This window comes from Arthrobacter crystallopoietes, assembly GCF_017603825.1.
GTDB classification, from domain to species: Bacteria; Actinomycetota; Actinomycetes; order Actinomycetales; family Micrococcaceae; genus Crystallibacter; species Crystallibacter crystallopoietes_B.
This window is the reverse complement of sequence record NZ_CP072014.1, coordinates 3,275,585-3,300,929: the sequence shown is the minus strand read 5'-3', so window position 1 is coordinate 3,300,929 and position 25,345 is coordinate 3,275,585. Positions and strand designations below refer to the sequence as shown.

The 25,345-nt window shown below is 61.5% G+C and carries 24 protein-coding genes; 15 read left to right on the top strand and 9 right to left on the bottom strand.

Annotated features, from left to right (window positions below; all coding sequences use genetic code 11):
* Positions 1-5: 5 nt before the first annotated feature.
* The 6 genes from J5251_RS15105 (at position 6) to J5251_RS15080 (ending at position 6,161) form a co-directional block, all read left to right on the top strand.
* The gene (locus J5251_RS15105; protein WP_139003495.1) at positions 6-1,430 is read left to right on the top strand and encodes a dipeptidase; all 1,425 of its coding nucleotides are present in this window, start codon (positions 6-8) and stop codon (positions 1,428-1,430) included.
* 156 nt (positions 1,431-1,586) lie between these two features.
* Positions 1,587-1,973, top strand: coding sequence for a HesB/IscA family protein (locus J5251_RS15100; protein WP_139003496.1), 387 nt, complete (start codon positions 1,587-1,589; stop codon positions 1,971-1,973).
* Positions 1,974-2,163: 190 nt separating this feature from the next.
* Positions 2,164-3,009, top strand: a complete 846-nt coding sequence (ctaC, locus tag J5251_RS15095) for an aa3-type cytochrome oxidase subunit II (protein ID WP_208574470.1) — start codon at positions 2,164-2,166, stop codon at positions 3,007-3,009.
* Between the two features lie 18 nt (positions 3,010-3,027).
* Positions 3,028-4,755: an aa3-type cytochrome oxidase subunit I gene (ctaD, locus tag J5251_RS15090; protein ID WP_139003498.1), complete on the top strand. Its 1,728-nt coding sequence runs from the start codon at positions 3,028-3,030 to the stop codon at positions 4,753-4,755.
* A 3-nt stretch (positions 4,756-4,758) separates the two neighbouring features.
* Positions 4,759-5,160 (top strand): cytochrome c oxidase subunit 4, encoded by a 402-nt coding sequence (locus J5251_RS15085; RefSeq protein WP_139003499.1) that lies wholly within the window; start codon positions 4,759-4,761, stop codon positions 5,158-5,160.
* Between the two features lie 212 nt (positions 5,161-5,372).
* Positions 5,373-6,161: a GntR family transcriptional regulator gene (locus J5251_RS15080; protein ID WP_139003500.1), complete on the top strand. Its 789-nt coding sequence runs from the start codon at positions 5,373-5,375 to the stop codon at positions 6,159-6,161.
* A gap of 279 nt (positions 6,162-6,440) precedes the next feature.
* On the opposite strand, the gene qcrB is transcribed toward J5251_RS15080, so the two are convergent.
* The 4 genes from qcrB to ctaE form a co-directional block, all read right to left on the bottom strand.
* Entirely contained in the window at positions 6,441-8,117 is a 1,677-nt protein-coding gene (gene qcrB, locus J5251_RS15075; RefSeq protein WP_208574469.1) for a cytochrome bc1 complex cytochrome b subunit, read from the bottom strand.
* A 2-nt stretch (positions 8,118-8,119) separates the two neighbouring features.
* Positions 8,120-9,148, bottom strand: coding sequence for a cytochrome bc1 complex Rieske iron-sulfur subunit (gene qcrA, locus J5251_RS15070; RefSeq protein ID WP_139003502.1), 1,029 nt, complete (start codon positions 9,146-9,148; stop codon positions 8,120-8,122).
* A gap of 95 nt (positions 9,149-9,243) precedes the next feature.
* Entirely contained in the window at positions 9,244-10,056 is an 813-nt protein-coding gene (gene qcrC, locus J5251_RS15065; RefSeq protein ID WP_139003503.1) for a cytochrome bc1 complex diheme cytochrome c subunit, read from the bottom strand.
* A gap of 86 nt (positions 10,057-10,142) precedes the next feature.
* The gene (ctaE, locus tag J5251_RS15060; protein ID WP_074702346.1) at positions 10,143-10,781 is read right to left on the bottom strand and encodes an aa3-type cytochrome oxidase subunit III; all 639 of its coding nucleotides are present in this window, start codon (positions 10,779-10,781) and stop codon (positions 10,143-10,145) included.
* Between the two features lie 148 nt (positions 10,782-10,929).
* On the opposite strand from ctaE, the gene trpD reads away from it, so the two are divergent.
* On the top strand, positions 10,930-11,982 hold the full coding sequence (gene trpD, locus J5251_RS15055; protein ID WP_139003504.1) for an anthranilate phosphoribosyltransferase: 1,053 nt from the start codon (positions 10,930-10,932) through the stop codon (positions 11,980-11,982).
* A gap of 69 nt (positions 11,983-12,051) precedes the next feature.
* Here trpD and J5251_RS15050 read toward each other — a convergent pair whose 3' ends face one another.
* Both J5251_RS15050 and J5251_RS15045 read right to left on the bottom strand, forming a co-directional pair.
* Positions 12,052-12,333 carry an Lrp/AsnC family transcriptional regulator gene (locus tag J5251_RS15050; protein WP_139003505.1) on the bottom strand — a complete coding sequence of 94 codons (282 nt, stop codon included), beginning with the start codon at positions 12,331-12,333 and terminating at the stop codon, positions 12,052-12,054.
* A 42-nt stretch (positions 12,334-12,375) separates the two neighbouring features.
* A complete protein-coding gene (locus J5251_RS15045) occupies positions 12,376-12,783 on the bottom strand; it encodes a DUF3054 domain-containing protein (RefSeq protein ID WP_240792885.1) in 408 nt (135 codons plus the stop codon).
* Positions 12,784-12,853: 70 nt separating this feature from the next.
* Here J5251_RS15045 and J5251_RS15040 point away from each other — a divergent pair, with 70 nt between their 5' ends.
* The 4 genes from J5251_RS15040 to J5251_RS15025 all read left to right on the top strand — a co-directional run bounded on the left by J5251_RS15040 (position 12,854) and on the right by J5251_RS15025 (position 14,972).
* Positions 12,854-13,222: a VOC family protein gene (locus J5251_RS15040; RefSeq protein WP_139003795.1), complete on the top strand. Its 369-nt coding sequence runs from the start codon at positions 12,854-12,856 to the stop codon at positions 13,220-13,222.
* Positions 13,223-13,281: 59 nt separating this feature from the next.
* Positions 13,282-13,869, top strand: a complete 588-nt coding sequence (locus J5251_RS15035) for a sigma factor-like helix-turn-helix DNA-binding protein (protein ID WP_139003506.1) — start codon at positions 13,282-13,284, stop codon at positions 13,867-13,869.
* Complete coding sequence (locus J5251_RS15030; protein ID WP_139003507.1) at positions 13,866-14,390, top strand: hypothetical protein; 525 nt, start codon at positions 13,866-13,868, stop codon at positions 14,388-14,390. The genes J5251_RS15035 and J5251_RS15030 overlap by 4 nt, the downstream gene beginning before the upstream one ends.
* A 105-nt stretch (positions 14,391-14,495) precedes the next feature.
* Positions 14,496-14,972, top strand: coding sequence for an SRPBCC family protein (locus tag J5251_RS15025; protein ID WP_139003508.1), 477 nt, complete (start codon positions 14,496-14,498; stop codon positions 14,970-14,972).
* A gap of 107 nt (positions 14,973-15,079) precedes the next feature.
* Here J5251_RS15025 and J5251_RS15020 read toward each other — a convergent pair whose 3' ends face one another.
* The gene (locus tag J5251_RS15020) at positions 15,080-16,444 is read right to left on the bottom strand and encodes an MFS transporter (RefSeq protein ID WP_208574468.1); all 1,365 of its coding nucleotides are present in this window, start codon (positions 16,442-16,444) and stop codon (positions 15,080-15,082) included.
* 797 nt (positions 16,445-17,241) lie between these two features.
* Between J5251_RS15020 and J5251_RS15015 the strand changes: the two genes are divergently transcribed.
* Positions 17,242-17,913 (top strand): maleylpyruvate isomerase family mycothiol-dependent enzyme, encoded by a 672-nt coding sequence (locus tag J5251_RS15015; RefSeq protein ID WP_139003509.1) that lies wholly within the window; start codon positions 17,242-17,244, stop codon positions 17,911-17,913.
* On the top strand, positions 17,910-18,614 hold the full coding sequence (locus J5251_RS15010) for a maleylpyruvate isomerase family mycothiol-dependent enzyme (protein WP_205676763.1): 705 nt from the start codon (positions 17,910-17,912) through the stop codon (positions 18,612-18,614). Before J5251_RS15015 ends, J5251_RS15010 begins: the two co-directional genes overlap by 4 nt.
* A 704-nt stretch (positions 18,615-19,318) precedes the next feature.
* Here the strand turns inward: J5251_RS15010 and J5251_RS15005 are convergent.
* Positions 19,319-21,706, bottom strand: coding sequence for an ATP-binding cassette domain-containing protein (locus J5251_RS15005; protein WP_139003796.1), 2,388 nt, complete (start codon positions 21,704-21,706; stop codon positions 19,319-19,321).
* Between the two features lie 305 nt (positions 21,707-22,011).
* Here J5251_RS15005 and J5251_RS15000 point away from each other — a divergent pair, with 305 nt between their 5' ends.
* Both J5251_RS15000 and J5251_RS14995 read left to right on the top strand, forming a co-directional pair.
* Positions 22,012-22,410, top strand: coding sequence for a hypothetical protein (locus J5251_RS15000; protein WP_139003511.1), 399 nt, complete (start codon positions 22,012-22,014; stop codon positions 22,408-22,410).
* A gap of 141 nt (positions 22,411-22,551) precedes the next feature.
* Positions 22,552-23,184 (top strand): peptide deformylase, encoded by a 633-nt coding sequence (locus J5251_RS14995; protein ID WP_171059237.1) that lies wholly within the window; start codon positions 22,552-22,554, stop codon positions 23,182-23,184.
* A gap of 2 nt (positions 23,185-23,186) precedes the next feature.
* On the opposite strand, the gene J5251_RS14990 is transcribed toward J5251_RS14995, so the two are convergent.
* Positions 23,187-25,274, bottom strand: a complete 2,088-nt coding sequence (locus J5251_RS14990) for a S9 family peptidase (RefSeq protein WP_208574467.1) — start codon at positions 25,272-25,274, stop codon at positions 23,187-23,189.
* Positions 25,275-25,345: the final 71 nt, after the last annotated feature.

The window sequence follows — 25,345 nt, the reverse complement described above, 5'->3', positions numbered from 1 at the left end:
CCGGTATGACAAGTCCTTCTGATTCCGGCCATTATCCGGCGGCAAGACGCGCCCAGCCCGTCGACGTTGACGCCCTCGCCCAGGCAGTCGATGCCAGGATGGGCCAGACCATTACGTCCTTGAAAGAACTCGTCGCCATACCGGGCATAGCGTGGGAGGCATTCGACCCGGCCGAACTGGCAACCAGCGCCGAAACCGTTGCCGAACTGATACGCGGTCTCGGCCTGACCGACGTACAGATCCTGAGTGTTTCCAATGGGGAGACCGAAGGCGGTCCCGCTGTGGTGGCAAGACGGCCTGCCGGACCCGGCAAACCTACAGTCCTCTTGTATGCGCACCATGATGTCCAGCCCCCGGGTGACGCGAGGCTTTGGAAAACCGAGCCCTTCGCTGCAACCGAAAAGGACGGGCGGCTTTTCGGCAGAGGCGCGGCCGATGATAAGGCCGGCATCATGGCCCATGTGGCATCTTTGGAGGCGCTGCTGGCGACCATGGGGGAGGACTTCGGCGTCGGAGTGACGTTCTTTATCGAAGGGGAAGAAGAAGCTGGTTCCCCGACGTTCCGCACGTTCCTGGAAACGCACCAGGAACTGCTCCGTGCGGATGTCATCATTGTCGCTGATTCAGCCAACTGGAAGGTGGGCATACCTGCCCTCACCACGAGCCTGCGCGGGCTGGTAGACGGGGTCATTGAACTGCGGGTCCTGGAACACGCCGTGCACTCGGGCATGTTCGGCGGGCCATTGCTGGATGCGCCCACGCTCATGGCCCGACTCATTTCCACCTTCCACGACGACGCCGGTGAAGTAGCCATCGAGGGGCTGGTCTCGGCGGCTCCCGCAACCGTGGACTATCCCGAGGAAGATTTCCGTCGGGACAGTTCGGTGCTGGAGTCAGTGCAGCTTGCAGGGACAGGCAGCATCGCAGACCGGCTCTGGAACAAGCCTGCGCTGTCGGTCATCGGCATGGATGTGCCAAGCGTGGCGCTGAGCTCCAACACTCTCTTGCCCTCAGCACGCGCAAAAATCAGTGTGCGGCTGGCGCCTGGCCAGGATCCTGATGCGGCCATGGAAGCGATTGCCCGCCATATCGGCAGCCATGCTCCCTTCGGGGCTGAAGTCTCCTTTGCCCCCGGCGAACGGGGCAACGCATTTGCCACCGACACAAACGCCTCGGCCGCGCAGGCCGCGCTCTGGGCGCTTGGAACAGCGTGGAATACGCAGCCGGTCGAGGCAGGCATGGGAGGGTCAATACCATTTATCGCGGATCTGACCGAGCTGTTTCCGCAGGCGCAGATCCTCATTACCGGTGTCGAAGATCCCGATTCACGTGCGCATTCCGCAAACGAATCGCTCCATCTGGGCGATTTCCGCAATGCAGTGCTGGCCGAGGCGCTGTTGCTGGCACGCCTTAACGCGGCCGGTCTCTGAATCGGTTCAGGATGCTCCGCGGAGACGGGACCTACGGCCGCAGGCTGCCCGGTTGCCGGAAATAACAGCACGGGTCGTAACATGGTAAAGGAGCCAGAGCACCGCTGAGTGATAGCAGCAGGTCACCTGCTGGCCAGTCAAAGATAAGGAATAGCAATGAGTGAAACCACCAGCACTGCAACCGAGACCACAACCGAGACCGAGGCTGAACTGCCCACGCACGAGGTTGCCCTGACCGACGTTGCAGCCGGCAAGGTCCGCAGCCTGCTCGAACAGGAGGGCCGCACAGATCTTCGTCTGCGCGTTGCCGTACAGCCCGGCGGATGTTCGGGGCTCATTTACCAGCTCTACTTCGACGAGCGCATGCTGGACGGGGACGCAGTGCGCGACTTCGACGGCGTGGAAGTCATCGTGGACAAGATGAGTGTTCCTTACCTCAGCGGGGCTTCGATCGACTTCGAGGACACCATTTCCAAGCAGGGCTTCACCATCGATAACCCGAATGCCGGTGGCTCCTGTGCCTGCGGAGATTCGTTCCACTAAAACAGGCACTGTAGGCACCCCGGGGCCGGGTTCCGACACCGACGCACTGAGGCAATCTGTCACATCCACGTCATCGGTGAGGGTAAGCTCTACAGTGAGTAGTAAAACTGAATATGCGTGCGCGGTCTCAGCGCGGAAATCTCCGTGCCGCGTGCGCATCACTTGCACGAAACAAGAGGAAGGGCCGTCTGTGAGTTCGCACGACCGAACCGGCAGTCGGCGCGCCAGGATCACCAAGGCTACGGGCCTTGGCGTAGTAGGCGCGCTGTTGTTGACGGGATGTTCAGAAGAAGTCCGATTGGGATGGTTGCCCACTGAACGGGGTACGACCAACCACACAGATCGGATCATCGATTTGTGGGTGAACTCCTGGATTGCCGCACTGGCCATCGGCGTCATCACTTGGGGCCTGATTATCTGGTGCATCGTGGCCTACCGCCGCCGGAAGAACGAGACGGGTTACCCGCGCCAGATCAGCTACAATTTGCCGTTGGAAATCTTCTACACGGCTGTACCGCTGGTCATGGTTATGGTGCTGTTCTACTTCACCGAAAAGGACATGAGCGCCATCACGGCTCGGGACGACAACCCGGATCAGATCATTGATGTACGCGGTAAGCAGTGGTCGTGGGACTTCAACTACGTCTCGGAAGACAAGTACTTCTCAGGCGTTCAGGCGCACCTGACCGGCGAAACCGGTATCCCGGAGACTTTGCCCACTCTTTACCTGCCGGTGAACCAGAGCGTGGAACTGCAGCTCAATTCCCGCGATGTCATCCACTCCTTCTGGGTACCTGCGTTCCTGCAGAAGGTGGACATGATCCCGGGGAAAACCAACTACATTACGCTGACTCCTGAGCGCGAAGGCGTCTTCGATGGAAAGTGCGCCGAGCTTTGCGGCGAGTACCATTCGGAAATGCTGTTCCGCGTAGAGGTCGTCTCCGAAGCCGAATTCGAGCAGCGCATGAGCGAGCTTGAAGACGGTCAGATCGGTGAGGAATATGACCGCAACCCGTATGCCGAATCGGCTGAGTAAGGAAGGCAGGGAAAACTAGTGTCTACTTACGAGTACACCGCCGATGAAACCGGCACGACAGTAGCGCCGCGCGTCGTTCCCCGCTCCAAGGGACGCATCGTCGTCAACTGGATCACTTCGACGGACCACAAGACCATCGGGTACATGTACCTGATTGCGTCGTTCATCTTCTTCTGCCTCGGCGGCGTGATGGCGCTGGTCATCCGTGCCGAGCTGTTTGAACCCGGTATGCAGATCCTGCAGACCAAGGAGCAGTACAACCAGCTGTTCACCATGCACGGCACAGTCATGCTGCTGATGTTCGCAACGCCGCTGTTCGCCGGCTTTGCCAATGTGATCATGCCGCTTCAGATCGGCGCACCGGATGTTGCCTTCCCGCGGTTGAACGCCCTGGCCTTCTGGTTCTTCCTCTTCGGCAGTACCATCGCAGTTGCTGGTTTCATTACCCCGCAGGGCGCCGCATCCTTTGGCTGGTTTGCCTATGCGCCGCTGTCCAGCACAACCTTCTCGCCCGGCGTGGGCGGAGATCTCTGGGTCTTCGGTTTGGCGTTGTCCGGTTTCGGTACCATTCTTGGCTCGGTCAACTTCATTACCACCATCATCTGCATGCGTGCCCCAGGCATGACCATGTGGCGCATGCCGATCTTCACCTGGAACACGCTCGTCACCGCGATCCTCGTGATGATGGCGTTCCCTCCGCTGGCTGCCGCGCTGTTCGCGTTGGGAGCAGATCGACGTTTTGGGGCCCACATTTTCAACCCGGAGAACGGCGGCGCCATTTTGTGGCAGCACCTTTTCTGGTTCTTCGGACACCCTGAGGTCTACATCATCGCCCTGCCGTTCTTCGGCATCGTCTCCGAAATCTTCCCGGTGTTCAGCCGCAAACCGATCTTCGGCTACAAGGGCCTGGTGTATGCGACCATCGGCATCGCCGCCTTGTCTGTGACCGTTTGGGCGCACCACATGTACGTCACAGGCTCGGTCATGCTGCCGTTCTTCGCCTTCATGACCATGCTGATCGCGGTGCCTACCGGCGTGAAATTCTTCAACTGGATCGGCACTTTGTGGCGTGGATCGATCACGTTCGAGACTCCCATGCTTTGGAGCATTGGCTTCCTGGTCACCTTCCTCTTCGGCGGCCTGACCGGCATCATTCTGGCGTCACCGCCGCTGGACTTCCATGTGTCAGATACATACTTCGTCGTCGCGCACTTCCACTACGTAGTGTTCGGAACCGTGGTCTTCGCCATGTTCGCCGGCTTCTACTTCTGGTGGCCGAAGTGGACGGGCAAGATGCTCAATGAACGCCTCGGCAAGATCCACTTCTGGCTCCTGTTCCTCGGCTTCCACGGCACCTTCCTGATCCAGCACTGGCTCGGAGTCATCGGTATGCCCCGTCGTTACGCGGACTACCTTCCCGAAGATAACTTCACCGCGATGAACCAGTTCTCCACGATCTCCTCGTTCGTGCTCGGCGCGTCGCTGATTCCATTCTTCTGGAACGTATACATCACATGGCGCAATGGCAAAAAGGTCGAGGTCGATGATCCCTGGGGCTTCGGTGCGTCATTGGAGTGGGCGACTTCCTGCCCGCCGCCGCGTCACAACTTCACGTCCTTGCCTCGGATCCGTTCCGAGCGGCCTGCCCTGGATCTGCACCATCCGGAGCTCGCTCCCAAACACACGCCGAAGCAACCCGCTCCGGCCGCCCAGGTCTTCGGACCGGCCGACCGAGAGGATGCATAGCGCATGAAGGTTGAATCCTGGCTCTTTATCGGACTCGCTCCGTTCTTTGCGCTCGTTGCCGTCGTCTACGGCTTCATGGTCGATTGGCAGGAGCACGTCGGCTATCTGGCGCTGCTTCTGACGGCGGGTCTTTCAGCGATGATCGGCGGGTACCTGTGGTTCACCGGCCGTCGTGTTGGTGCCCGTCCTGAGGACCGGGTGGATGCAGAAATCCACGAAGGTTCCGGCGAACAGGGGCACTTCAGCCCTTGGAGCTGGTGGCCGCTGGTTTTGAGCCTCGCGGCTGCAACAGGCTTCCTCGGCCTGGCCGTGGGCTTCTGGATCACCTACATCGGCGTCGGCCTGCTGGTCGTCGCACTCATCGGTTGGGTTTATGAATACAGCCGCGGCGACCACGCGCACTAAGTGAAAGCTGACCTAAAGGGCCCGGAGCATCATGCTCCGGGCCCTTTAGGTTTAACCGCACGGGCACAAAGGCTGGCGTGGCGCGCCCGTCCCGCTCGGCGTGCACGCGTCGACATGTGGTTCGTCGGGCGTGCTGCCTTAATGGCATGGGAAACAGGTGGTCTAGACCGGGCTAGAATAGTGTCGTTGCGTCAGCGGATGAGGGGAGTGTCATGGTATCAAAAGCAGCAGCGGCTATTCCCGGAGAAATCGACGATGCGTCCAGAACCTCCAAGCACGCTCAACTGCGGGACATACTCCGGCGTCATGCGAAGGAGAATTGCGAGCCCGGGGGGCCGTTTCCCTCTGAAAGAGAACTAACCCAACGTTTCGGTGTGGCACGTATGACGGTGCGGCAGGCCATTGATTCGCTGGTTGCCGAACAGGTGCTGGAACGCATCGTGGGGCTTGGGACTTTCGTGAGCCAGCCCAAACTGGATCTACAGGTGAAGCTGACTTCCTATAGCGAAGAGATGCAGCGACGGGGCATGGTCCCGGACGCCCGCGTCTTGAGCTTTGAGCAGATCGGCGCCGCTCCGCTGGTTGCACGCGAGCTGCAGATCGAAGAGGGGCAGCCTGTGGTCCGTTTCCGTCGACTCATGCTAGCCGACGGTGATCCGATGAGTGTGGATGAGAACTTCATTCCTGCCAGCCGGGTTCCTGGCATTCTCGATGATCCGCCTCCCACATCCCTCTACAACGTCCTCAGTGAGCGCTACGGTTTGGTGATGGAGTGGGGCGAGGACACTATTGAGGCCACAGCGGCGCAACCGTCTATCGCCAGGTTGCTGAACGTCGACATCGGCGCCCCACTGCTTAAGATCCAACGCCACGCTTACGTATCGAGAATGATGGCCGACTTTTCGATCTCATATTACCGGGCAGACCGCTACAAACTGTGGGTGCCCCTCCAGCGGCCCGGCGGGCGGTCCCCGCGTTCCTACAACGTTAAGCGGTTCTAAGGGCCTCCAGGGGGCAGGCAAGGCCTCTGAGGACATGCTGCGTCTGGACGCTGGTGAGTCGGCGACCCGGGCATTACCGGCATCTGCTGACGGGCACAGGCCGATTGGTCATCTTTGCTATGTGGGCTGGTGAGCTGGTACTCACACAAGCCCAGATTCCGGCCGCGCTATGATTCACCCTGCCCGATCAACGTCGACTAGTTATTCATCGACGTGAGCATTAAAACGGAGGGCGGCTCCGGACCAGCAGTGGTGGAGCCGCCCTCCATGATGTTGAGATCAATGGCTGGAAATTTCAGCCTTGCTCTTTGAGGTTTCGGTTTCGTCGTGGTCGCCATGGCTATGGGCGGCTGTGAGCTCGGCCGGTGTAACCGGAGCAACACGGTCCTCGAAGAAGAAGCGGGACAAACGTCCACGTAGCTTCTCCGTGCCCGAGATCTTTCCATTGGCGTCCGGCTCGGCCGGCTGGACCTCTGGGGACTCGAAGCTGACCAAGCGGTGCAGTTTGTAGTCATTCAGCGGCTCATGGACCTCGATGAACTCACCATGGGGGAGACGGACAATACGTCCGGTCTCGCGGCCATGGAGAACGATCTCCCGGTCCTTGCGCTGCAGCGCGAGGCAGATCCTCCGGGTCACGATGAACCCGATGATCGGTCCGATGAAGAACAGCGCACGGAGCCAGTAGGTGACATCGTTTAGTGACACGAAGAAGTGTGTAGCAATGAGGTCGGAGCTGGCTGCTGCCCACATGACGCAGTACCAGATGACGCCGGCCACACCGGTTGCTGTACGGAAGGGAGCGTTGCGCGGACGGTCCAGGATGTGGTGTTCGCGAGTGTCCTTGGTTACCCAGCGTTCGATCCACGGCCAGCCAAACATGAGGCCGAACAGGATACCAGCCGGAACGAGGGCCGGGAGCAATACATTCAGCGACAGGGTGAAACTGCCGAAGAGCACGTATTCGAACGGGAAGCCCCACAGGACACCTGGCATGAGCCGAAGCGCACCGTCCACGAATCCGATGTACCAGTCGGGCTGGGTACCGGCGGAAACAGGGGAGGGGTCATAGGGGCCGTAATCCCAGATCGGCAGGATCTGGAAGTTCGCTGCGATGACTGCAACCACACCGAAGACGATGAAGAAGAAGCCGCCTGCCTTCGCGGCGTATACCGGTCCAACAGGGAAGCCCACAACGTTGGTCTCCGTGCGGCCCGGGCCGGGGTATTGCGTGTGCTTGTGAACAACAACCATAAACAGGTGGATAGCGATCATCAGAAGAATCAGCGCGGGGACCACGAGGATGTGCATCACGTACAGACGTCCCACGATAGCCGTGCCCGGGAATTCGCCCCCGAAGATCAGCATGGACAGGTAAGTACCGATAAGCGGAATCGCCTTGATAACGCCATCGATGATGCGCAGACCGTTGCCGGAAAGAAGATCATCCGGCAGCGAGTAGCCGGTGAAGCCCGCTGCCAGAGCGAGGATCAGGAGGACACAGCCGACGAGCCAGTTGAGTTCACGCGGACGACGGAAGGCTCCGGTAAAGAACACACGAAGCATGTGCACCGAGACGGACGCTACGAAGAGCAGCGCCGACCAGTGGTGCAACTGACGCATAAAGAGTCCACCGCGGATATCGAAAGAGATATCCAAGGTTGAAGCATATGCGACCGACATTTCTACACCCTTAAGCGGGACGTAGGATCCGTCGTAGTGCGTTTCTGCCATCGACGGATCGAAGAACAGCGTCAGGAACGTTCCCGACAGCAGCAGGATGACGAAGGTGTACAAGGCAACTTCGCCGAACATGAATGACCAGTGGTCGGGGAAGATCTTGCGGCCGAATTCCTTGACGATGGATGAACCGCCAACTCGAGTATCTACGAAGTTGGTGACACGTCCGAGACTGGTTTTCGGCTGATAGGTATCAGATGAAGTCGAAGCACTCATGATTAGCCACGCTCCCAGAAGCTAGGTCCGACGGGTTCGTGGAAGTCGCTGGTTGCAACCAGGTATCCCTCGTCGTCAACGCTGATAGGCAGCTGCGGCAAGGCGTGTGTGGCCGGACCGAAAATGACTTTGCATTCCTGGGTCAGGTCGAACGTCGACTGGTGGCAGGGGCAGAGCAGGTGATGCGTCTGCTGCTCGTAAAGAGCGACCGGGCATCCCACGTGGGTGCAAATCTTGGAATAGGCAACGATGCCGTTGTAGTTCCAGTCTTCGCGGCCGGGGGATACATGGAGGTCCTCCGGATTGAGACGCATGAGCAGGACGACGGCCTTGGCCTTTTCTTCCAGCTTGTGCTCAGCTTCGTTCAGGCCTTCCGGAATCACATGGAACGCCGATCCGATGGTGACATCGGACGCCTTGATCGGTGTGCCGCTCGGGTCGCGGGTAAGGCGGACTCCTGCATCCCACATTGTGTGCCTCAGCACGTCTGGATTCAGCTCATCTGAGAGGTCGCGCAGGATCCCGATCGCCGGCAGCGGCGCGAGAATCATGGCACCCAGGAGTGTGTTGCGAATCAGCGGGCGGCGCTTGATGCCCGTTTCCTCGATGATCTCGGTGACCATCGTTTCCGCAATTACTCGGTCTTCTTCGGTTCGGACCGCATGCCGCTCTTCAGCGATCTCGTGATCGGGCATCAGGGTCTTTGCCCAATGGACAATACCTACGCCAATTCCGAGCATGGCAAAGGCAGTGCCCATACCGAGCAAAAAGTTCTGCAGTCGCAGCGTTGCAATGGTCTCATCCAAACGGATGGCAAAGTATCCCACGAAGAAAAGCAGGGTACCGATGATGGAGATTACGAACAGAATCGCAACCTGTTTCTCGGCACGCTTTTCGGCCCGGGGATCCTTGTCGGCAAGGCGCGGGCGGTGTGGCGGAAGTCCAGGATCCTGGAACTTCTCCACTTCGCTCTGACCAGCCGTAGCAACGGTGCCCGAGGATTTCGGACTGCCGTGACTATGGTCGCCCATGATCCCTCTCATCCTTCTCTTGATATGTCTCTAAAGATTTTCAGTGCGTGTGTTGTCAGTAATTTCCCGGCGGCCCTACGGCCGCCGGGAGGAGATCAGGATGACCGCTGGGTCAGCCAGATCGTGAAGGCGATGATCGCGCCAAGGCCCGCTGTCCAGATCAGGAGGCCTTCGGATACGGGGCCGAGTGATCCGAGGGAATTACCACCGGGTGAACCTTGTTCTTCAATGGTCTTCAGGAAGGCGATGATGTCCTGCTTGCCTTCGGGGGAGACGTTGGCATCGCTAAAGACAGGCATGTTCTGCGGCCCGGTAGCCATGGCTTCGTAGATGTGCTTCTCACTCACGCCCGCGAGGGCCGGTGCGAACTTACCTCGGGTGAGGGCACCGCCGGCCGCTGCAGCGTTGTGGCACATTGCGCAGTTGACCCGGAAGAGCTCACCGCCGGCAGCGGGATCACCTTCGCTGGCATCAAGGTACTGTTCTTCGGGAACGGCCGGACCGGCGCCCAAAGAAGCAACGTAGGCCGCCAATTGCATGGTCTGCTCTTCGTTGAACTGCTTCGGCTTCTGCTGCGCCTGAGGACCTGACATCTGCATCGGCATACGACCGGTGCCGACCTGGAAGTCGACAGCTGCTGCTCCGACACCGATCAGAGAAGGACCTGCCTGATTTCCGTGGGCACCTTCCGGAGCGCCAACTGCACCCAACCCGTGACAAGTGGCACAGTTAGCAACGAAGAGCTTTTCGCCCTCTTCAATGTCCTGTGCCGAGTATGTGGTGGTTGTCGCCTGGGCCTCGTTGACCGTACCGGCTACGGCGTAGAGACCGCCGGTAACCAGCAGACCCATAAGCAACAGGGCAATGGCCGCCAGCGGATGTCGCCGCTTTTGCGAAAGTGCCTTCACTTCGTGGTTCCTAACTCTGTGGTGCGTGTGCGTCGAATGCAGCTTCTTGAAATTCTGTCCTTCGTAGAAGAACAGTCAAGTAAGGCTTACTTCAGGAAGTAAATGATGATGAACAGTGCGATCCAAACCACATCGACGAAGTGCCAGTAGTAGGAGGTAACGATCGCTGAGGTCGCTTCAAAGTGGCCGAACTTCTTCGCGACATAGGCGCGGCCGATGATCAGCAGGAATGCGATCAAGCCGCCAGCGACGTGAAGACCATGGAAGCCAGTGGTGATGTAGAACGCCGAGCCGTAGGCGTTGGAGGAAAGCGACACTCCTTCGGATACGAGGTGGGCGTACTCATAAGCCTGCACAGACACAAAGATGGCGCCCATGAGGAAGGTGAGCAGGAACCACTCGACCATTCCCCACCGTGCGACGTTAAAGGGGCTGCCGGTCCGGCGGGCCTGAAGGCGTTCGGCCGCGAAGACACCAAACTGGCAGGTGAAGGAGCTGGCTACCAGGATGATGGTGTTGACCAATGCGAACGGAACGTCGAGTTTAGCCGTTTCGGTAGCCCACATCTCTGGTGAAGTGGCGCGCAGGGTGAAGTACATGGCGAAAAGGCCGGCGAAGAACATCAGCTCGCTGGACAGCCAGACAACGGTTCCAACGGAAACGAGGTTTGGGCGGTTCAGTGTGGGATGTGCCGGGGTACTGGGGGCGTGGGTTGCAGTTGTCACATAGTCATTATGTCTATAAATCGGCCCAGTTCACCAATGCATCGGAACGCGTGGCGGGCCCCGAACGTTCCCAACCCCCGGTATTCCGCGGATTGTCGGCGAAGTTAATATTCAGGCAGTTTCTACAATTCGTAGATAACCTAGGTGTGTGAGCCCTTTTAGTGATGCCAAGACTGCCCTTCGTTGGCCCGTTCTGATCTCGGCGCTGATCGCCGGAGACGACCTCAGCCGAGAGCAAACTCACTGGGCGATGAACACGATCATGGCCGGCGAAGCCACCGACGCGCAGATTGCAGGGTTCCTGGTGGCGCTCCGGGCGAAGGGCGAGACGGTCGACGAACTGACCGGTCTAGTCGACGCCATGGTTAGCAACGCCCGCCCGATAGAGATACCGGGCGAGAAGCTCGACATCGTCGGAACCGGCGGTGACCGGCAGAACACCGTAAACATCTCTTCGATGGCCGCACTCGTTTGTGCAGGGGCCGGAGCACGCATCGTCAAGCACGGGAACCGGGCCGCATCTTCATCGTCGGGGTCGGCGGACGTTATTGAAGCACTCGGCGTGCGCCTGGACCTACCGGTCGCTCGGGTGGCCCAAGCCGCCGTCGAGGCCGGTATCACGTTCTGCTTTGCACAGGTGTTCCATCCCTCTATGCGCTACGCGGGCACGGTTCGCAGCGAACTCGGGGTTGCCACGGCGTTCAACTTTATGGGCCCCATGACCAATCCTGCGCATCCGACGGCATCCGCAATTGGCGTCGCGGACGCCAGACTGGCACCCCTGATTGCCGGCGTGCTTGCTGCCCGTGGACAGCGCGCGCTCGTCTTTAGGGGAGGGGACGGTCTTGATGAGCTCACTACCACCGGTCCCTCGACGATTTGGGAAGTGCGCGACGGCAAGGTAACCGAATCGGAACTCGACCCGCTCGATCTCGGCATCCCGCGTGCCACTCTCGATGACTTGCGTGGAGGAGATGCTGCTGCGAATGCGGAAGTAGTCCGTCGCACACTGGCGGGAAGCCGCGGTCCAGTGCGCGACGCCGTCGTTCTTAATGCTGCTGCTGGCTTAGTCGCATTAGATGAGTCGGCCGAGGGAACGCTTCAGGCAAGGCTGGCGAAGGGCCTGGCACAAGCTGTTGAAGCAATTGACGGTGGAGCCGCAGCCGAGGCACTTGACCGTTGGGTCAAAGTCACGCAGTAGGCCTGACCCGAAGACATTAAAGGCGTGTGGGCCGGAGGATAGTTCCTCCGGCCCACACGCCTTGTTCAGTTAGTGGTCGAATCCCAAAGAGAAGGCCGCGTCAAGGTCATGCTGCGAATAGGCGCGGAAGGCGATGTGCGTGGTTGTGGCTTGAACGCCCTGTACCTTGGAGAGCCGGTCCGCGATCACATCGGCGAGATCCTCATGCTTGGTGACCCGGGCCACGGCGATCAAGTCCCATTCACCGGTAACCGAGTAGACCTCGCTGATGCCTTCGATCTCCGAAATCTCCTGCGCGGACTCCGGAATCCGGGATGCATCGGTCTGGATGAGTACAAACGCTGTAACCACTTTTGCTGCCTTTCATCGCACCATTTATGCCTACAACCGAGGTTATGCCAAGGTCCGGCTTTTGCGTATCTTCATGACCAGCGCCGCGGCCAGGCGCCAACCGATAATAAAGACACCCAGTACCAACAGGGTCACGATCTGGAACGACACGGCCAGGCCTCCGCCGGCAAAGCCGCGCAGCAGCAGTCCGAAAACGACAGTGGAGAGCCATACAACGACGGCGGCAGGCCAAAGCGCCAATGGCCTGCGCCAAGCTCGGCCAAGGAGCCAGCCGATGGCAGCACCGCCGGCAAAAGGTGCGGCGGTCAAAAGGATTCCCGACACGTCCAGGCCGTGTTCGTGCGTGTCGCGTCCGATCGCTGCAAACAGGACTACGCAGGCGATGTCTCCCGCGAAAGCTAGGACTATGCTGGCCGTAGATTGCCGGGGAGCGATTGCAGAGGTCTTCACGAATCAAGCCTACGTCCCGCCGCGGCACTTCCTGACGACGGGCGGGAAGTATGGAGGACTCGGAGGAATGGTGAAAATCATACAGATTGCACAGCGTGCCTCAGACCTTGACCGGGCCAGGGCGTTCTACGGGGACTTGATGCGCCAGGAGGCAACCGCCGTTTTTGACCCGCCGGGACTGGTCTTTTTCATGCTCGACGGCGTCAGATTACTCCTCGAAAGGGGAGCCCCTTCCGCCCTCCTCTATTTGCAGGTACCTGATGTCCACTCGGAAATTGCAAGGCTGAAGGGCGCCGGAGTTGAAGTAGTGGAGGAGCCGCAGCTGATCTTCCAGCATGAGGAAGGGACGCTGGGTCCTGCCGGCAGCGATGAATGGATGGCTTTCGTCAAGGACTCCGAAGGCAACACCATCGGCTTGGTAAGTCAACAGATGCCATGACTTGTCCACGATCGAACAAATCTGTAGCATTGTTTATATGCTCACAAGGATATCGTGTTGTGTACGTACTGACCGTTGATCAGCGTAAGTCCAGGACCCGGGAGGACCTCGTTGGGCCGGTGATGAATGACCTTAACAACGACGCCTTACGGCCGTTGATTCTCCCGTTTGACCGAACGGCAGGCGATGAGATGCAAAGTCTTATTGATGATGCTTCCGTCGCCTTGAGCATCGCGATGGAGCTGGCCATCAGTGGGCATTGGAGCGTTGGTATCGGTATTGGGGAAGTTCGAAAGCCTTTGCCAGACAATACTCGCGCTGCCTCAGGGGAGGCATTCGAGCGGGCGCGCACGGCAGTGACGGCTGCTAAGAATGCATCCGGCAATATCGCCGTTTCGGGTCAGAGCCCTATGGCTGCACAGGCGGAGGCCTTACTGCAGTTGCTGGTCTCCGTGGCGCGAAAGCGCAGTGCCATGTCAGTGGAGGCGGGTGTTCTGAGCGACCAAGGCCTGACGCAGCAGCAGATTGCCCGTCAGCTGGGGATTAGCCAGCAAGCCGTCTCCAGCAGGCTCCAGAGCGGGTTGTGGCAGGAATCGAGAAGGGTCCAAGCGGTCGCAGAGTCCCTTCTGGAAGGTGCGGATCTGTGAGTCTTGCCAGTCTGATTCTGCTGTGTCTGGCTGCCCTCATAGCGGTTCCGATGTATGGGGAGCGGTTCCGCGGCAATGGGAACGCCCGCTTGTATTCACTCAGTGCTATTTCGCTTCTCTGGATGGGAGTAGCGGCATTGCTTGCCAGCATCAGCGGGGGTGGTCTGGGAGCCGGCGTCTATGCATTTGCCGTGGCCGTCGCCGCGCTGGGCGGCGGGCCACTGACTGTCAGTATCCTCACCCTGTCCTTCAATGCCTTACATCCGGAGAACCGGGAGAAAGCTGAGAAGGAGCCTGTCCTTCGAGGGGGTGCTTGGATCGGCGTGCTGGAACGGACAGGCATCTCCGTCACGCTGCTGGCTGGTTGGCCAGAGGGACTGGCGGTAGTACTGGCGGTGAAAGGCCTCGGCCGATACTCCGAACTCGGCCAGTCCGGCGCTGCGGAGCGGTTCATTCTGGGAACCTTCGCCAGCGTGCTCTGGGCAGCGGCTGCCAGCGGAATCGCCGTATTGCTCCGGTAGGAGGCGCAAGGCCGCCCGGCATCGCTGCCGCCTGTGGGGCCGGATTCGACAAGCGGGGGAGCCGGAGCCATTGCGGTTGAACCGGACGTATGACATAACAGGCACATGACCGCCCTCGACCGCATTCAGGCAGAAGTCTTGCTTAGCTGCTCGGTTGCGCATGCGTGGACAGTGTTCGTGCATGAAAAAGGCCAGTGGTGGCCGGAGATGGACTTCTGGCCGGTTGCCGGCTCGCTGCTGACGGAGCGCTGGGAAATGGACGGCGTTTCGTTTGAGGCCACTGGAGTGGTCGAAGACGTGGTGGAAGGGCGTCGGCTCGTCTTTTCATGGCGTGAGAGCGAATGGGAACGTCCGACCACTGTCGAGTGCACCTTTGACTCAGACGGAGCGGGCGCACGGATCTGCCTCAGTGAATCAGGGTTCGCTGCGCTATCTGATGGAGAGTCGCTTGCAGCCGATCATCGCGTGGGGTGGGCATATCACCTGCAGACGCTCAAACAGCACGTGGACGAAACCACGGCGCCTCACGGCACGGGGGAGAGGCAATCAACAGAGGGAGTGCCTGGCCAGCCGTCTCAATGACAGCACGCGAGCCGAATGCCGCCCGTCCGCCCACTAGCTGACGGGTTGGATGACAAATCTGATCGGTCGCCAATCCAGGGCACTGCGGACCAAGCGACGTCGTATAGTTAGAGGTTGTGGGTGGGTCCAGGGGTTTCGTCGTCCTCCAGCGGCTGCAGCTCGCTGTCCGGCGGATAGAGGTTGGACCCGGTGCGGTCCTTCAGCGTCAGGGTGGCGATCAGCGAGGCCGCCACGAGCAGGAATAGGTACGTCGAGACGGCGACCGTGGTGTTGAACGTGCCCACCAGTGCGGTGGCGATCGTGGGGGCGAAGGCCCCGCCGAGCACCGCCCCCATCGCGTAGCTGATGGAGGCGCCGCTGAGCCGGATCCGGGCCGGGAACAGCTCGGCGTACAGGGCCGGCAGCGGTCCGTAGGACAGTCCCATGACCGCGCCGAAAACCACCAAGGAAACGACGACGAGGCTCAACTCGCCGGTGTCGATGAGCAGGAAGAGCGGGTACAGCCAGGCGAGCATGCAGGCCCATCCGATGATGTACATCTTGCGCCGGCCGATGCGATCGGAGACTACCCCGGAGACCCAGGTTGAGATCAGCCAGGCCACCGAGCCGAGGGTGATGATGTTGAGGATGGCGTCGGCGTTCAAGTCCAGTTGCGTTGTGGCGTAGCCCAGGATAAAGCCGCCGGTGAGCATGTAGCCAGCAGCATTATTGCCCATGAAGATGAGCGTGGCTTGGACGACCTTCTTCGGATGGTGGCGGAAGAGTGTGGACAACGGCGCGGTCTCGGTCTGTTTCGTGGCCTCCAGTTCATGGAACACCGGAGACTCCTCGACCCGGGTGCGGATGTAGTGGCCGATCAGGATCAGCACGAAGCTCAGCAGGAACGGCACCCGCCAGCCCCAGGCCAGGAACTGTTCGTCGGTGAGTGCGGCGGCGAAGACGGCCGTGACCCCGGAGGCCAGGAGCATCCCTGCGGGAACGCCCAGCTGCGGAAAGGCCCCGAACTTGCCGCGGTGTTCGGCCGGGGCATGTTCGACAGCCATCAGCGCCGCCCCGCCCCATTCGCCACCGGCGGAGAATCCCTGGATGATGCGCAAGATCACCAGCAGGATCGGGGCCCACACCCCGATTGTGGCGTAGGTGGGCAGGACGCCGATGAGGGTGGTCCCCAAGCCCATGAGGATCAAGGTGATGATCAGCACTACCCGGCGGCCGTATCGGTCACCCACGCGACCCATGATGACGGCTCCGAGGGGGCGGAACAGAAAGCTGATGCCCACGGTGGCGAATGAGACGATCGAAGCCATCGTCCCCTGCAGCGGGGAGAAGAACAGCGGGGCAAGGACCAAGGCGGCGGCGTTGGCGTAGATGAAGTAGTCGTACCACTCTACCGTTGTGCCAATCATGGTGGCCCCTGCCACCCTGCGCTGTTGAGGGGTCATGCGCGCGGTGCCTGTCGATCTGCTGTTCATAACGACTCCTTCGTCGGGAAACGACGCGCGCGGCGGGGAGGCCGCCGCCAATTGTCTGTCAAGAGGTGGTGGACAGAGTAGTGGCCGGCGTCATTGCCCGCGACAACGCCAGTTTACGGCTCGCGCGCCGTCGAATGATAGGCGCTGTTTGGCACGGAATATCGAGGGCTGGAACTTACCCGCCTGGCCCTGGCGCGAAGGCTGCCGCGGACAATCCTGAGGCGGGGGACTGCCACCTGGCAAGCGGAGCCAACGCCGTCGAATGCCTCCTAGACCCCCTTGCATGCAGCGCAAGCGAACATGGAGCGTGGCAAAACTACGACCTAACATGCCGGTCATGCAGCCGTTGGGGGAGACCGCCATGAGGCCTAGACATCGGCGTCCGTAGAGTTCTGGGCACGGGACACAGAGGCCGCTAGCCTTGCCTTCGTCGTCCTTTAAGCGTGACGCAGAGGACAGTGCATCACCCGACCGTGTGAAAGCGGGCAGGCCTCCCGCCGCGATCGTCACGCGTGACCCGGCGGCACCATCCGGGAGCACGGGGAGCGGAGTAAGGATCGACCCTTGCCCGCAAGGGCTCGAGTGGGCGCATTCGCGGGCAGTGCCATAGGGAAATGGGGGACCAGCGACTAGTTGTTGGCGAAGCGGTGCTTGTTTCGGAGATTGTAGGTTTGCTTGAGCGGGACCTTTGTCTTCGGGCAAGTGCGGACGAGGCATGTGCCTTCCTCGGCAGGCCGCTTCAGTATTAGAGTGCCAAGGAGTGGTGATCTCCCAAACCCTTTCGAGATGGAGCCAACATGCGCAAGTCAGCGGCAGCGATCTGGCAACTTGTGCATGCCGAAAGGCGGCGGCTCGCGGCTGATCTTTCTGAGCTGGGCGACGAACAGTGGCGCGTCTCCTCTCTCTGCCCGGGATGGGATATCCACGATGTCCTCGCGCACCTGGTCGATACGGCACTGACCGGCCGGATCTCCTTCGTTCGTGACCTGCTTATCGCCCGCATGGACTTCGACCTGGCAAATGAGAACGGCACTGCCCGAGTGAAGCGGGAGGAGCCGCAGGACACATTCGCCGCGCTACGGGAAGCTGCAGTCCTCAGGCGCACACCGCGGGCGAACCTCGCATCACGTCTGGTCGAGGCTATCGTGCACGGAGAGGATATACGCCGTCCCCTGTGGATTGCCGGAAACTACCCCGAAATGGCCGTCGCCCAAGCCTTGGCCTACCAACTGCGCACCCCTGTCTCCTTTGGAGGTGGACGCGAACGGGTAGCAGGATTGCGACTGACCGACAGGAAGACTGGCGGGAGCTGGGGGCAGGGTGCCGGCGTCGACGCCGACTCCATCGACCTGCTGCTGGCAGTCTCCGGGCGCCTGGTACCGCGGGAGAGGCTCAAAGGAACCGGTGCATCCCGACTGGTCGCGGCGGCGGCGGGCACGTCATCAACGCATGAATCAGGTGACCGGTGACGAGTGGAGGCAGCGTCACGACGCGATGGCAGAACGATCGGCTCTGGGCGTTGGCGCATGCCGAGCGAGCCGCCCTGGCGGAAGACCTCTCAAGCCTCAGCGCAGAGCAGTGGAGGCACTGCACTTTGTGCGGGAACTGGGATGTCGAGCACGTCGTGGCCCACCTCACGGCCGCGGCCAGCTTGAACCAGTGGCGGTGGTATCGCAGTATGCTCGGCGCGTGCTTCCGTCCCTACGTGCATAACCAGCGTCGATTGAGCGAGCGGCGCGGTCAGACACCGGCAGAAACGCTGGACCTGTTCCATACCGTCTTCAAAAGTACAACGGCACCCTCAGGACATATACCTGCGTACCTTGGTGAGGTCGTCGTGCACGCCCAAGACATCCGCCAGCCCCTGGGGATTCAGCGCGCACCGAGTGTCGAGGCGCTGACACCCGTGGCCGATTTTTTTGCCCGCCGCGACTTTACCGTTGCCAGCCGGACGCACGTCGCCGGTCTGCAGTTGCGCGCTGTTGACGGGCTGTTCGCCGCGGGTAGCGGCCCACTAGTGACCGGCTCAACCCTTGCCCTGGTGATGGGCATGGCCGGGCGCGATGTTTATCTCGACGAGCTCGATGGCCCGGGCGTGGAGATCCTGCGGATGCGTCTCCAAAGCGGCAGAATTTCTCGTCGATCATCGAGAACTGTTTGGGAGCACTAGGGGGAGCGTAAGTGATCGCATTAGCCAATGCCCAACTTGACTTAGCCAATGCCCAACTTGACATAATGTAGATTATCGGCGTTTTATTTGCGCGGCCAGGAGTGGCGCATTCAGCGTTGCTCGGGGTTTCATGGGCGATGCGGTTGAGAACTTCGGTTCCATCGACGGCGACCCTTTAACGGTACCTTTGCTGGTGCTATCCACGGTGCGGTTCGTGCAATCCGCCGACGACGACGATTGATGTCTTTACTCTGCATGAGCGTATTTCTGCCCGCGGTGGTTTTCAGCGCATAAACCTGCAGAATCTTGAAGATGTTGATTGGGCCGGCTTTTATGGGATGCCGCCATGCATGCTCGGGGCAATCTCCTGGACTGCTGTCGCATCGTAGGGCTTCACTCCATGCGTGCTGACTTAGCCAACCCCAGATCAGCACAACTTGACATAACTAGTGCACCACCCCTTGTATGCCCGCCGTCGCCGTCGTTGGACTTTACAGGTCCTGTGGCCCGCTTTGACTCCAGGATCTGCTGAGCAGCTTTACGAGACGTGTTTAGCAGGACAACAGGTTGGAGGGCGGCCTGATACCGGCCTGGACTGTTAGCGCGGATGGCTGGCGGGCGGCGTTGCACCAGCACTCCCCCGGCTAAGCTCCCCGAGTCAGGGCGGCGACGATGCCCAGCACAGTCGCCGCCGCCCTCGGAGATTAAGCGCCCACGTAGGTCGCGAGATGCTCGCCGGTGAGCGTGGCGCGGGCGGCAACAAGCTCGGAGGGTGTTCCCTCGAAGACGAGACGGCCGCCGTCGTGGCCGGCGCCGGGGCCGAGGTCGATGATCCAGTCGGCGTGCGCCATGACCGCCTGATGGTGTTCGATGACGATGACCGATTTGCCGGCGTCGACGAGTCTGTCCAGGAGGCCGAGCAGTTGCTCGACGTCGGCCAGGTGCAGCCCGGTTGTCGGCTCGTCGAGGACGTAGATGTCACCCTTTTCCGCCATCTGAGTGGCGAGCTTGAGCCGCTGCCGTTCGCCGCCGGAGAGCGTGGTGAGGGGCTGTCCGAGGCTGAGGTAGCCCAGCCCGACGTCGGCGAGCCGGTCGAGGATTTTGTGGGCGGCAGGTGTGCGTGCCTCGCCTTCGTTGAAGAACACCTCGGCTTCTGTCACCGACATCGCGAGTACTTCGGCGATGTTCCGGCCGCCCAGCCTGTATTCCAGCACTGCTGCCTGGAACCGCTTACCCTCGCAGTCCTCGCAGGTGGATTCCACAGTGGCCATGACGCCGAGGTCGGTGTAGATGACGCCGGCGCCGTTACAGGTAGGACAGGCACCTTCGGAGTTGGAGCTGAAGAGCGCCGGCTTCACGCCGTTCGCCTTCGCAAACGCCTTGCGGATCGGCTCGAGCAAGCCGGTGTAGGTGGCCGGGTTGCTCCGCCGGGAACCGCGGATGGCGCCCTGGTCGATCACTACCACGCCGCCGCGGCCGGCAACTGAACCGTGAATCAGCGAGCTCTTGCCGGAACCGGCCACGCCCGTGACAACACACAGCACTCCCAACGGGACGTCGACGTCGACAGCTTGGAGGTTGTGCATCGACGCGCCGCGGACCTCCAGCGCGCCGGACGACTGGCGCACTGTTTCCTTGAGGCTCGCCCGGTCATCCAGATGGCGGCCGGTGATCGTGTCGCTCCCCCGCAGCCCCTCCAGAGAGCCCTCGAAGCAGACGCTGCCGCCCGCCGTACCGGCGCCTGGCCCGAGGTCGACGACGTGGTCGGCGATCGCGATCGTCTCCGGCTTGTGCTCGACGACGAGCACCGTGTTGCCCTTGTCCCGCAACTGCAGCAGCAACTGGTTCATCCGCTCGATGTCGTGCGGGTGCAGGCCGATCGTCGGCTCGTCAAAGACGTACGTGACATCCGTGAGCGACGAGCCGAGGTGGCGGATCATCTTGGTGCGCTGCGCCTCGCCGCCAGACAAAGTGCCCGCCGGCCGATTGAGCGAGAGATAGCCCAGCCCGATCTCTTTGAAGGAGTCCAGCAGATGCTGCAGCCCGTTGAGCAGCGGGGCCACCGAAGGCTCATCGAGTTCCCGGATCCATTCGGCCAGATCGCTGATCTGCATGTCGCAGAGGTCTGCGATGTTCTTGCCCTTGATCTTTGAGGACAGGGCTTCCTGGCTCAATCTGGTGCCGTCGCACTCGGGGCAGGTAGTGAAGGTCACGGCCCGCTCCACGAAAGCACGGATGTGCGGCTGCATTGCCTCGACGTCCTTGGAAAGCATCGACTTCTGGATCTTGGGGATCACGCCCTCGAAGGTGAGGTTGACCCCTTCCACCTTGATCTTCGTCGGCTCCGAATAGAGCAGTTTCTGGAGCTCCTTCTTGGAGTACTTCCCGATCGGCTTGTCCATGTCCAAGCCGGCACCACTGAAGATGCGTCCGTACCAGCCGTCCATGCTGTACCCGGGAACCGTGAGTGCGCCCTCAGCGAGCGACTTGGTGCCGTCGTACAGTGCTGTCAGGTCGAAGTCGTTGACGGCGCCCATGCCCTCGCACCGCGGGCACATGCCGCCCAGCCTGTTGAAGGTTGCCTTCTCCGCCTTGGTCTTGTTGCCGCGTTCGACGGTGATCGCTCCGCTGGCCTTCACCGTAGGCACGTTGAAGGAGTAGGCATTGGGCGAGCCGATGTGCGGATCACCAAGCCGGCTGAAGAGAATGCGCAGCATCGCGTTGGCATCGGTTGCGGTGCCGACGGTGGAGCGCGGGTTGGCGCCCATCCGCTCCTGATCGACGATGATCGCGGTCGTCAGGCCCTCCAGATAGTCCACGTCGGGGCGTGCCAGCGTCGGCATGAAGCCCTGCACAAAGGCGCTGTAAGTCTCGTTGATCATACGTTGGGACTCCGCCGCGATCGTGGCGAAGACCAGCGAACTTTTGCCCGAGCCCGAGACGCCCGTGAAGACTGTCAACCGGCGTTTCGGGAGCTCGACGCTGATGTCTTTCAGGTTGTTCTCGCGTGCGCCCTGTACACGGATCAAGTCGTGGCTGTCTGCAAGGGGCAGCGCAGGCGACTGAATACCCGTGTTGGTGACCATGCTCATCGTGTCTCCATCTGTCATGCGGAAACGCCTCTGTTGTCTTCGACGGCGTCGTCCGGATCGGTCTCACCAGGTTCGTGCAGTGCTTCAACGGTCCACTGTCTACCTTAATCGACGTCGCCGCCCTCGTAATTTGAATGTACGATGACTGCATGTGGACGGGCTGGCAGCTCCTGCCGTTACAGTGCAGGAGATGGCGGACATCCCTGCTGCTTCTGATCGCGGTTTTTTCGCTGGCGTCATGCAGTTCCGGCGCTCCGGAATCTCCCCGCGACGCCGCGTCCCCGGACCCGTCCGGCCGCCAACCCATGCAGCAGGACGGGCCTCCTGTCACCGTCGAACAGCTGAGCGCGTCCGTCGGGGCCGCGGAGGGCAACGACGACGTCGTGCTGCTGACAGTGGTGAACAAGTCCGAGGCAACCGTGCTTGTCCTTGCCGTAACCATGTACTCACCGCGTTTCAGCGGTGGCACGGACTGGGTGCCGGACAGGGCCGGCGGAACGCGCCTCAGTCCCGGGGACAGCCTTTCCGTGCCTGCCGCCCTGCAACCGGTACGCTGCCGCCAGCGCGCGGATCATTCAGAGGCGACCATTGCCATCACCGTGGACCGGGCCGAAACGGGATCGCTGACCGTGAAAGTTGCCGCTGCCGATCCCCAGGGCGTGTTGGAATCCCGCTACCGGGACCACTGTTCCAGCAGCGCCTGAGCAATCGCGCCCGGGCAATCGCGCCTGAGCAATCGCGCCGGGGCCAACGGCCTGGGAGCCTCTGCCCAGGCCGTCGATCGGCTAGGCCGTGGATAGGATCAAGGCTGACGGACATCACCGCAACGGACGGAGAAACGCATCGTGTCAGGACTGAAGGCAGCCGACCTCCGCGCTGCAGTGGCAGCAGTGCTGGAGCGGGAAGATCTGCCGCAGATCGTCCAGCTGGGACACCCGGTCCTGAGGCAGGCTGCTGTTCCCTATGACGGCCAGATCGAGGACGCCGAACTCCACGCCCTGCTGGAGCTGATGCGCCGGACCATGCATGCCGCACCGGGGGTCGGCCTGGCGGCGCCGCAGATCGGCATCCCCTTGCGCCTGGCGGTTTTGGAAGATCCAGCCACCGTGGGACCTGAGATAGCCGGCGCACGCGAACGTCAACCGCTGCCGTACTTCGCGGCGATCAACCCGCACGTCCGCACCATCGGCGAGCACACGGCGTCGTTCTTTGAAGGCTGTTTGTCCTTTACCGGCTACCAAGCCGTCGTGGAGCGTCACCGGGTGGTGGAGCTTGAATATCTCCGCGCAGACGGAACGGTCGGGACCGAAGAGTTCACCGGCTGGCCGGCACGCATTGTGCAGCATGAAGCGGACCACCTTGACGGCGTGGTTTACATCGACAAGGCCGTCACCCGCTCGTTGTGCACCAGCGCGGAATACAGCAGCCGCTGGGCTCAGCCGACCATCGAGCGCGCCCGCCAGGAACTGCGCTTCTAAATTCAGCCTGCCGCCGGTTCCAGTTCCGCGGTTTCGCCGGACCGCTCGAGCTGCCCGGGTCGGTTCCGGGCGGTGGGCAGGTATTTTGCCCACCAACGCAGGATCTCGTCGAACCGCTGTTTGCGGTGCCAAGGTGTCCCGGTGCGCGAAAGCTCGTGGTTCTCCCCCGGAAAAATCAGCAGCTCGGCCGGCACACCGCGCTGTTTGAGCGCTACGTAGTAGCGGTGGGCCTGTTCGAGCGGGCAACGCAGGTCTTCCTCCGAGTGGATGATGAGCGAAGGCGTCCTGACGTTGCTGATCTGGGCAAACGGGTTCTGGCTGCGGATGCTCTCCTCATCGGTCCCCGTGTATTCGCCGGAGAAGAACCAGCCGATGTCGCTGGATCCCACGAACGACGGCGGATCCAGGTAGCCGCGCTCAATGATCGCGGCCGCGAAACGGTGATCCTGGGAGATAGCCCAGGCGGTGAGGTAGCCGCCGTAGGAACCGCCCATCACACCCATCCGGTCGCGGTCAAGCTGCGGATACTTCTCCTGCGCCCCCTCCAGAAACGCGAGCACGTCCACCAGGTCCACCGTCCCCATGGCCTCCTTGATGGCCCGGCCATGCGCCTGTCCGTAGCCGGCGGCGCCGCGCGGATTGCACATCAGCACGGCGTATCCCGCCTCCACATAGACCTGGGCTTCGTCGAAAAGCCCCCAGCCGTACTGGGCAAAAGGCCCGCCGTGAATGTTCAGCAGCACCGGGTGTGGGCCCTCGCCTTCCGGCAGCAGCACCCAGCCGTGCACCGGGTACCCGTCGGCCGTCGTGACGGTTTCCTCGCGCAGCTCCGCCAGCGGCGACGCAGTGCGCAGGGCGGCGGAAAAATCGGTGCGGACCTGCAGGCCCGCCGGGGTCACGAGGCCCACATCCCCGGCGGTACCAGGATCGGTAAAACTTACGACAAGCGATCCGCCCGCGCTGCCCGCCCCGGTCACCTGGCGCTGGCCCTCCACCAGGACCTGCATTTCACCGGCAGTGTTCAGGCGCAGCAGTTCCACGGCTCCGCGTGCGCTGTTCAGAACGACGACGGCGTCATCGGCCACCGCGACCAGCTCACCGCTGGTTGCGCTCAGGTCGATCGTCTCGGCGTCGGTCAGCCTTCGGGCGGGAGCGCTGGTGTCCGTGGGCGCCACGTAGAGGCCGGTGTTTCGTGCCACGAAGTCCATGCCGCTTTCGCCGAGTTCGCTGCCCAGGAAGAACAGCCAGCGGCCGTCGGGGCTGGGTGCCGGCAGATCTGCGGCAATGCGCTGCGCCGGCTCGTCCCGCAGGTTCGTATGTTTGCGGAGATCCAGGCCGTCCGTGTCGATGGAGTAGATGTCCGAGACCAAATCGCTGTCGGCTTCTGCATGCAGGGCGGCGCTGAAGTAGATGCGGCCGCCGTCGGCTGAGAACTGCGGCGACTGATGGTCCGCCGCTCCGTGGGTCAGCTGGACAGGTTCCGGCACCGGCTGTAATTTGCGGCCCTCATCTTCGGCCAGCTTCTTCGCCCGGCCTGACGGGGCTATCGGCGGCTCGGCCTGCAGGTCGGGGGCATCCAGGCGGAAGAGCTGGGCGCGTTTGTCGTTCGTGTACCCGGCTCCGTTCAGACGGAACTTATAGCCGGTGATCAGCCGGGCGTCCTCGGCGTCGGCGCCGAGTCCCTCCACGGTGCCGTAACGTCCTTCTTCCGGTACCGGTGCGGAAAAGACCAGACTCGCGGAATCCGGCGACCATGCAAAACCGGAGACACCGAGCTTCCGGTCAGTCAGCTGGACCGGCTCCCCTCCCCTGCTCTCGACGGCGAAAAGCTGGGGCGCTTCCCCGGGTGCAGCGCGCAGGAAAGCCAAAGCGCTGCCGTCGGGCGCAAATTTCGGTGCGGTGTCTCGGAAGCCGCGCGTAAGACGGCGCGGTGCACCGCCGTCGTTGTTCAGCGGTATCTCCCACAGCTGTCCGACGTAAGCGTCGGCAGTGAAGTCCGGGCGGGTAACTGACACCACCACGCGGTTCCCCTTGGGGTGGACCGCCGGCGCGGAAACGGAATTAAGTAAAACAATCTCTTCAGACTTCATCTTTGTGAGCTTAGTCTCATGTCGGGCGGCTGGGCGAGTCACCTTTCGGTAACGCCGGCGGCTGCGTCTCG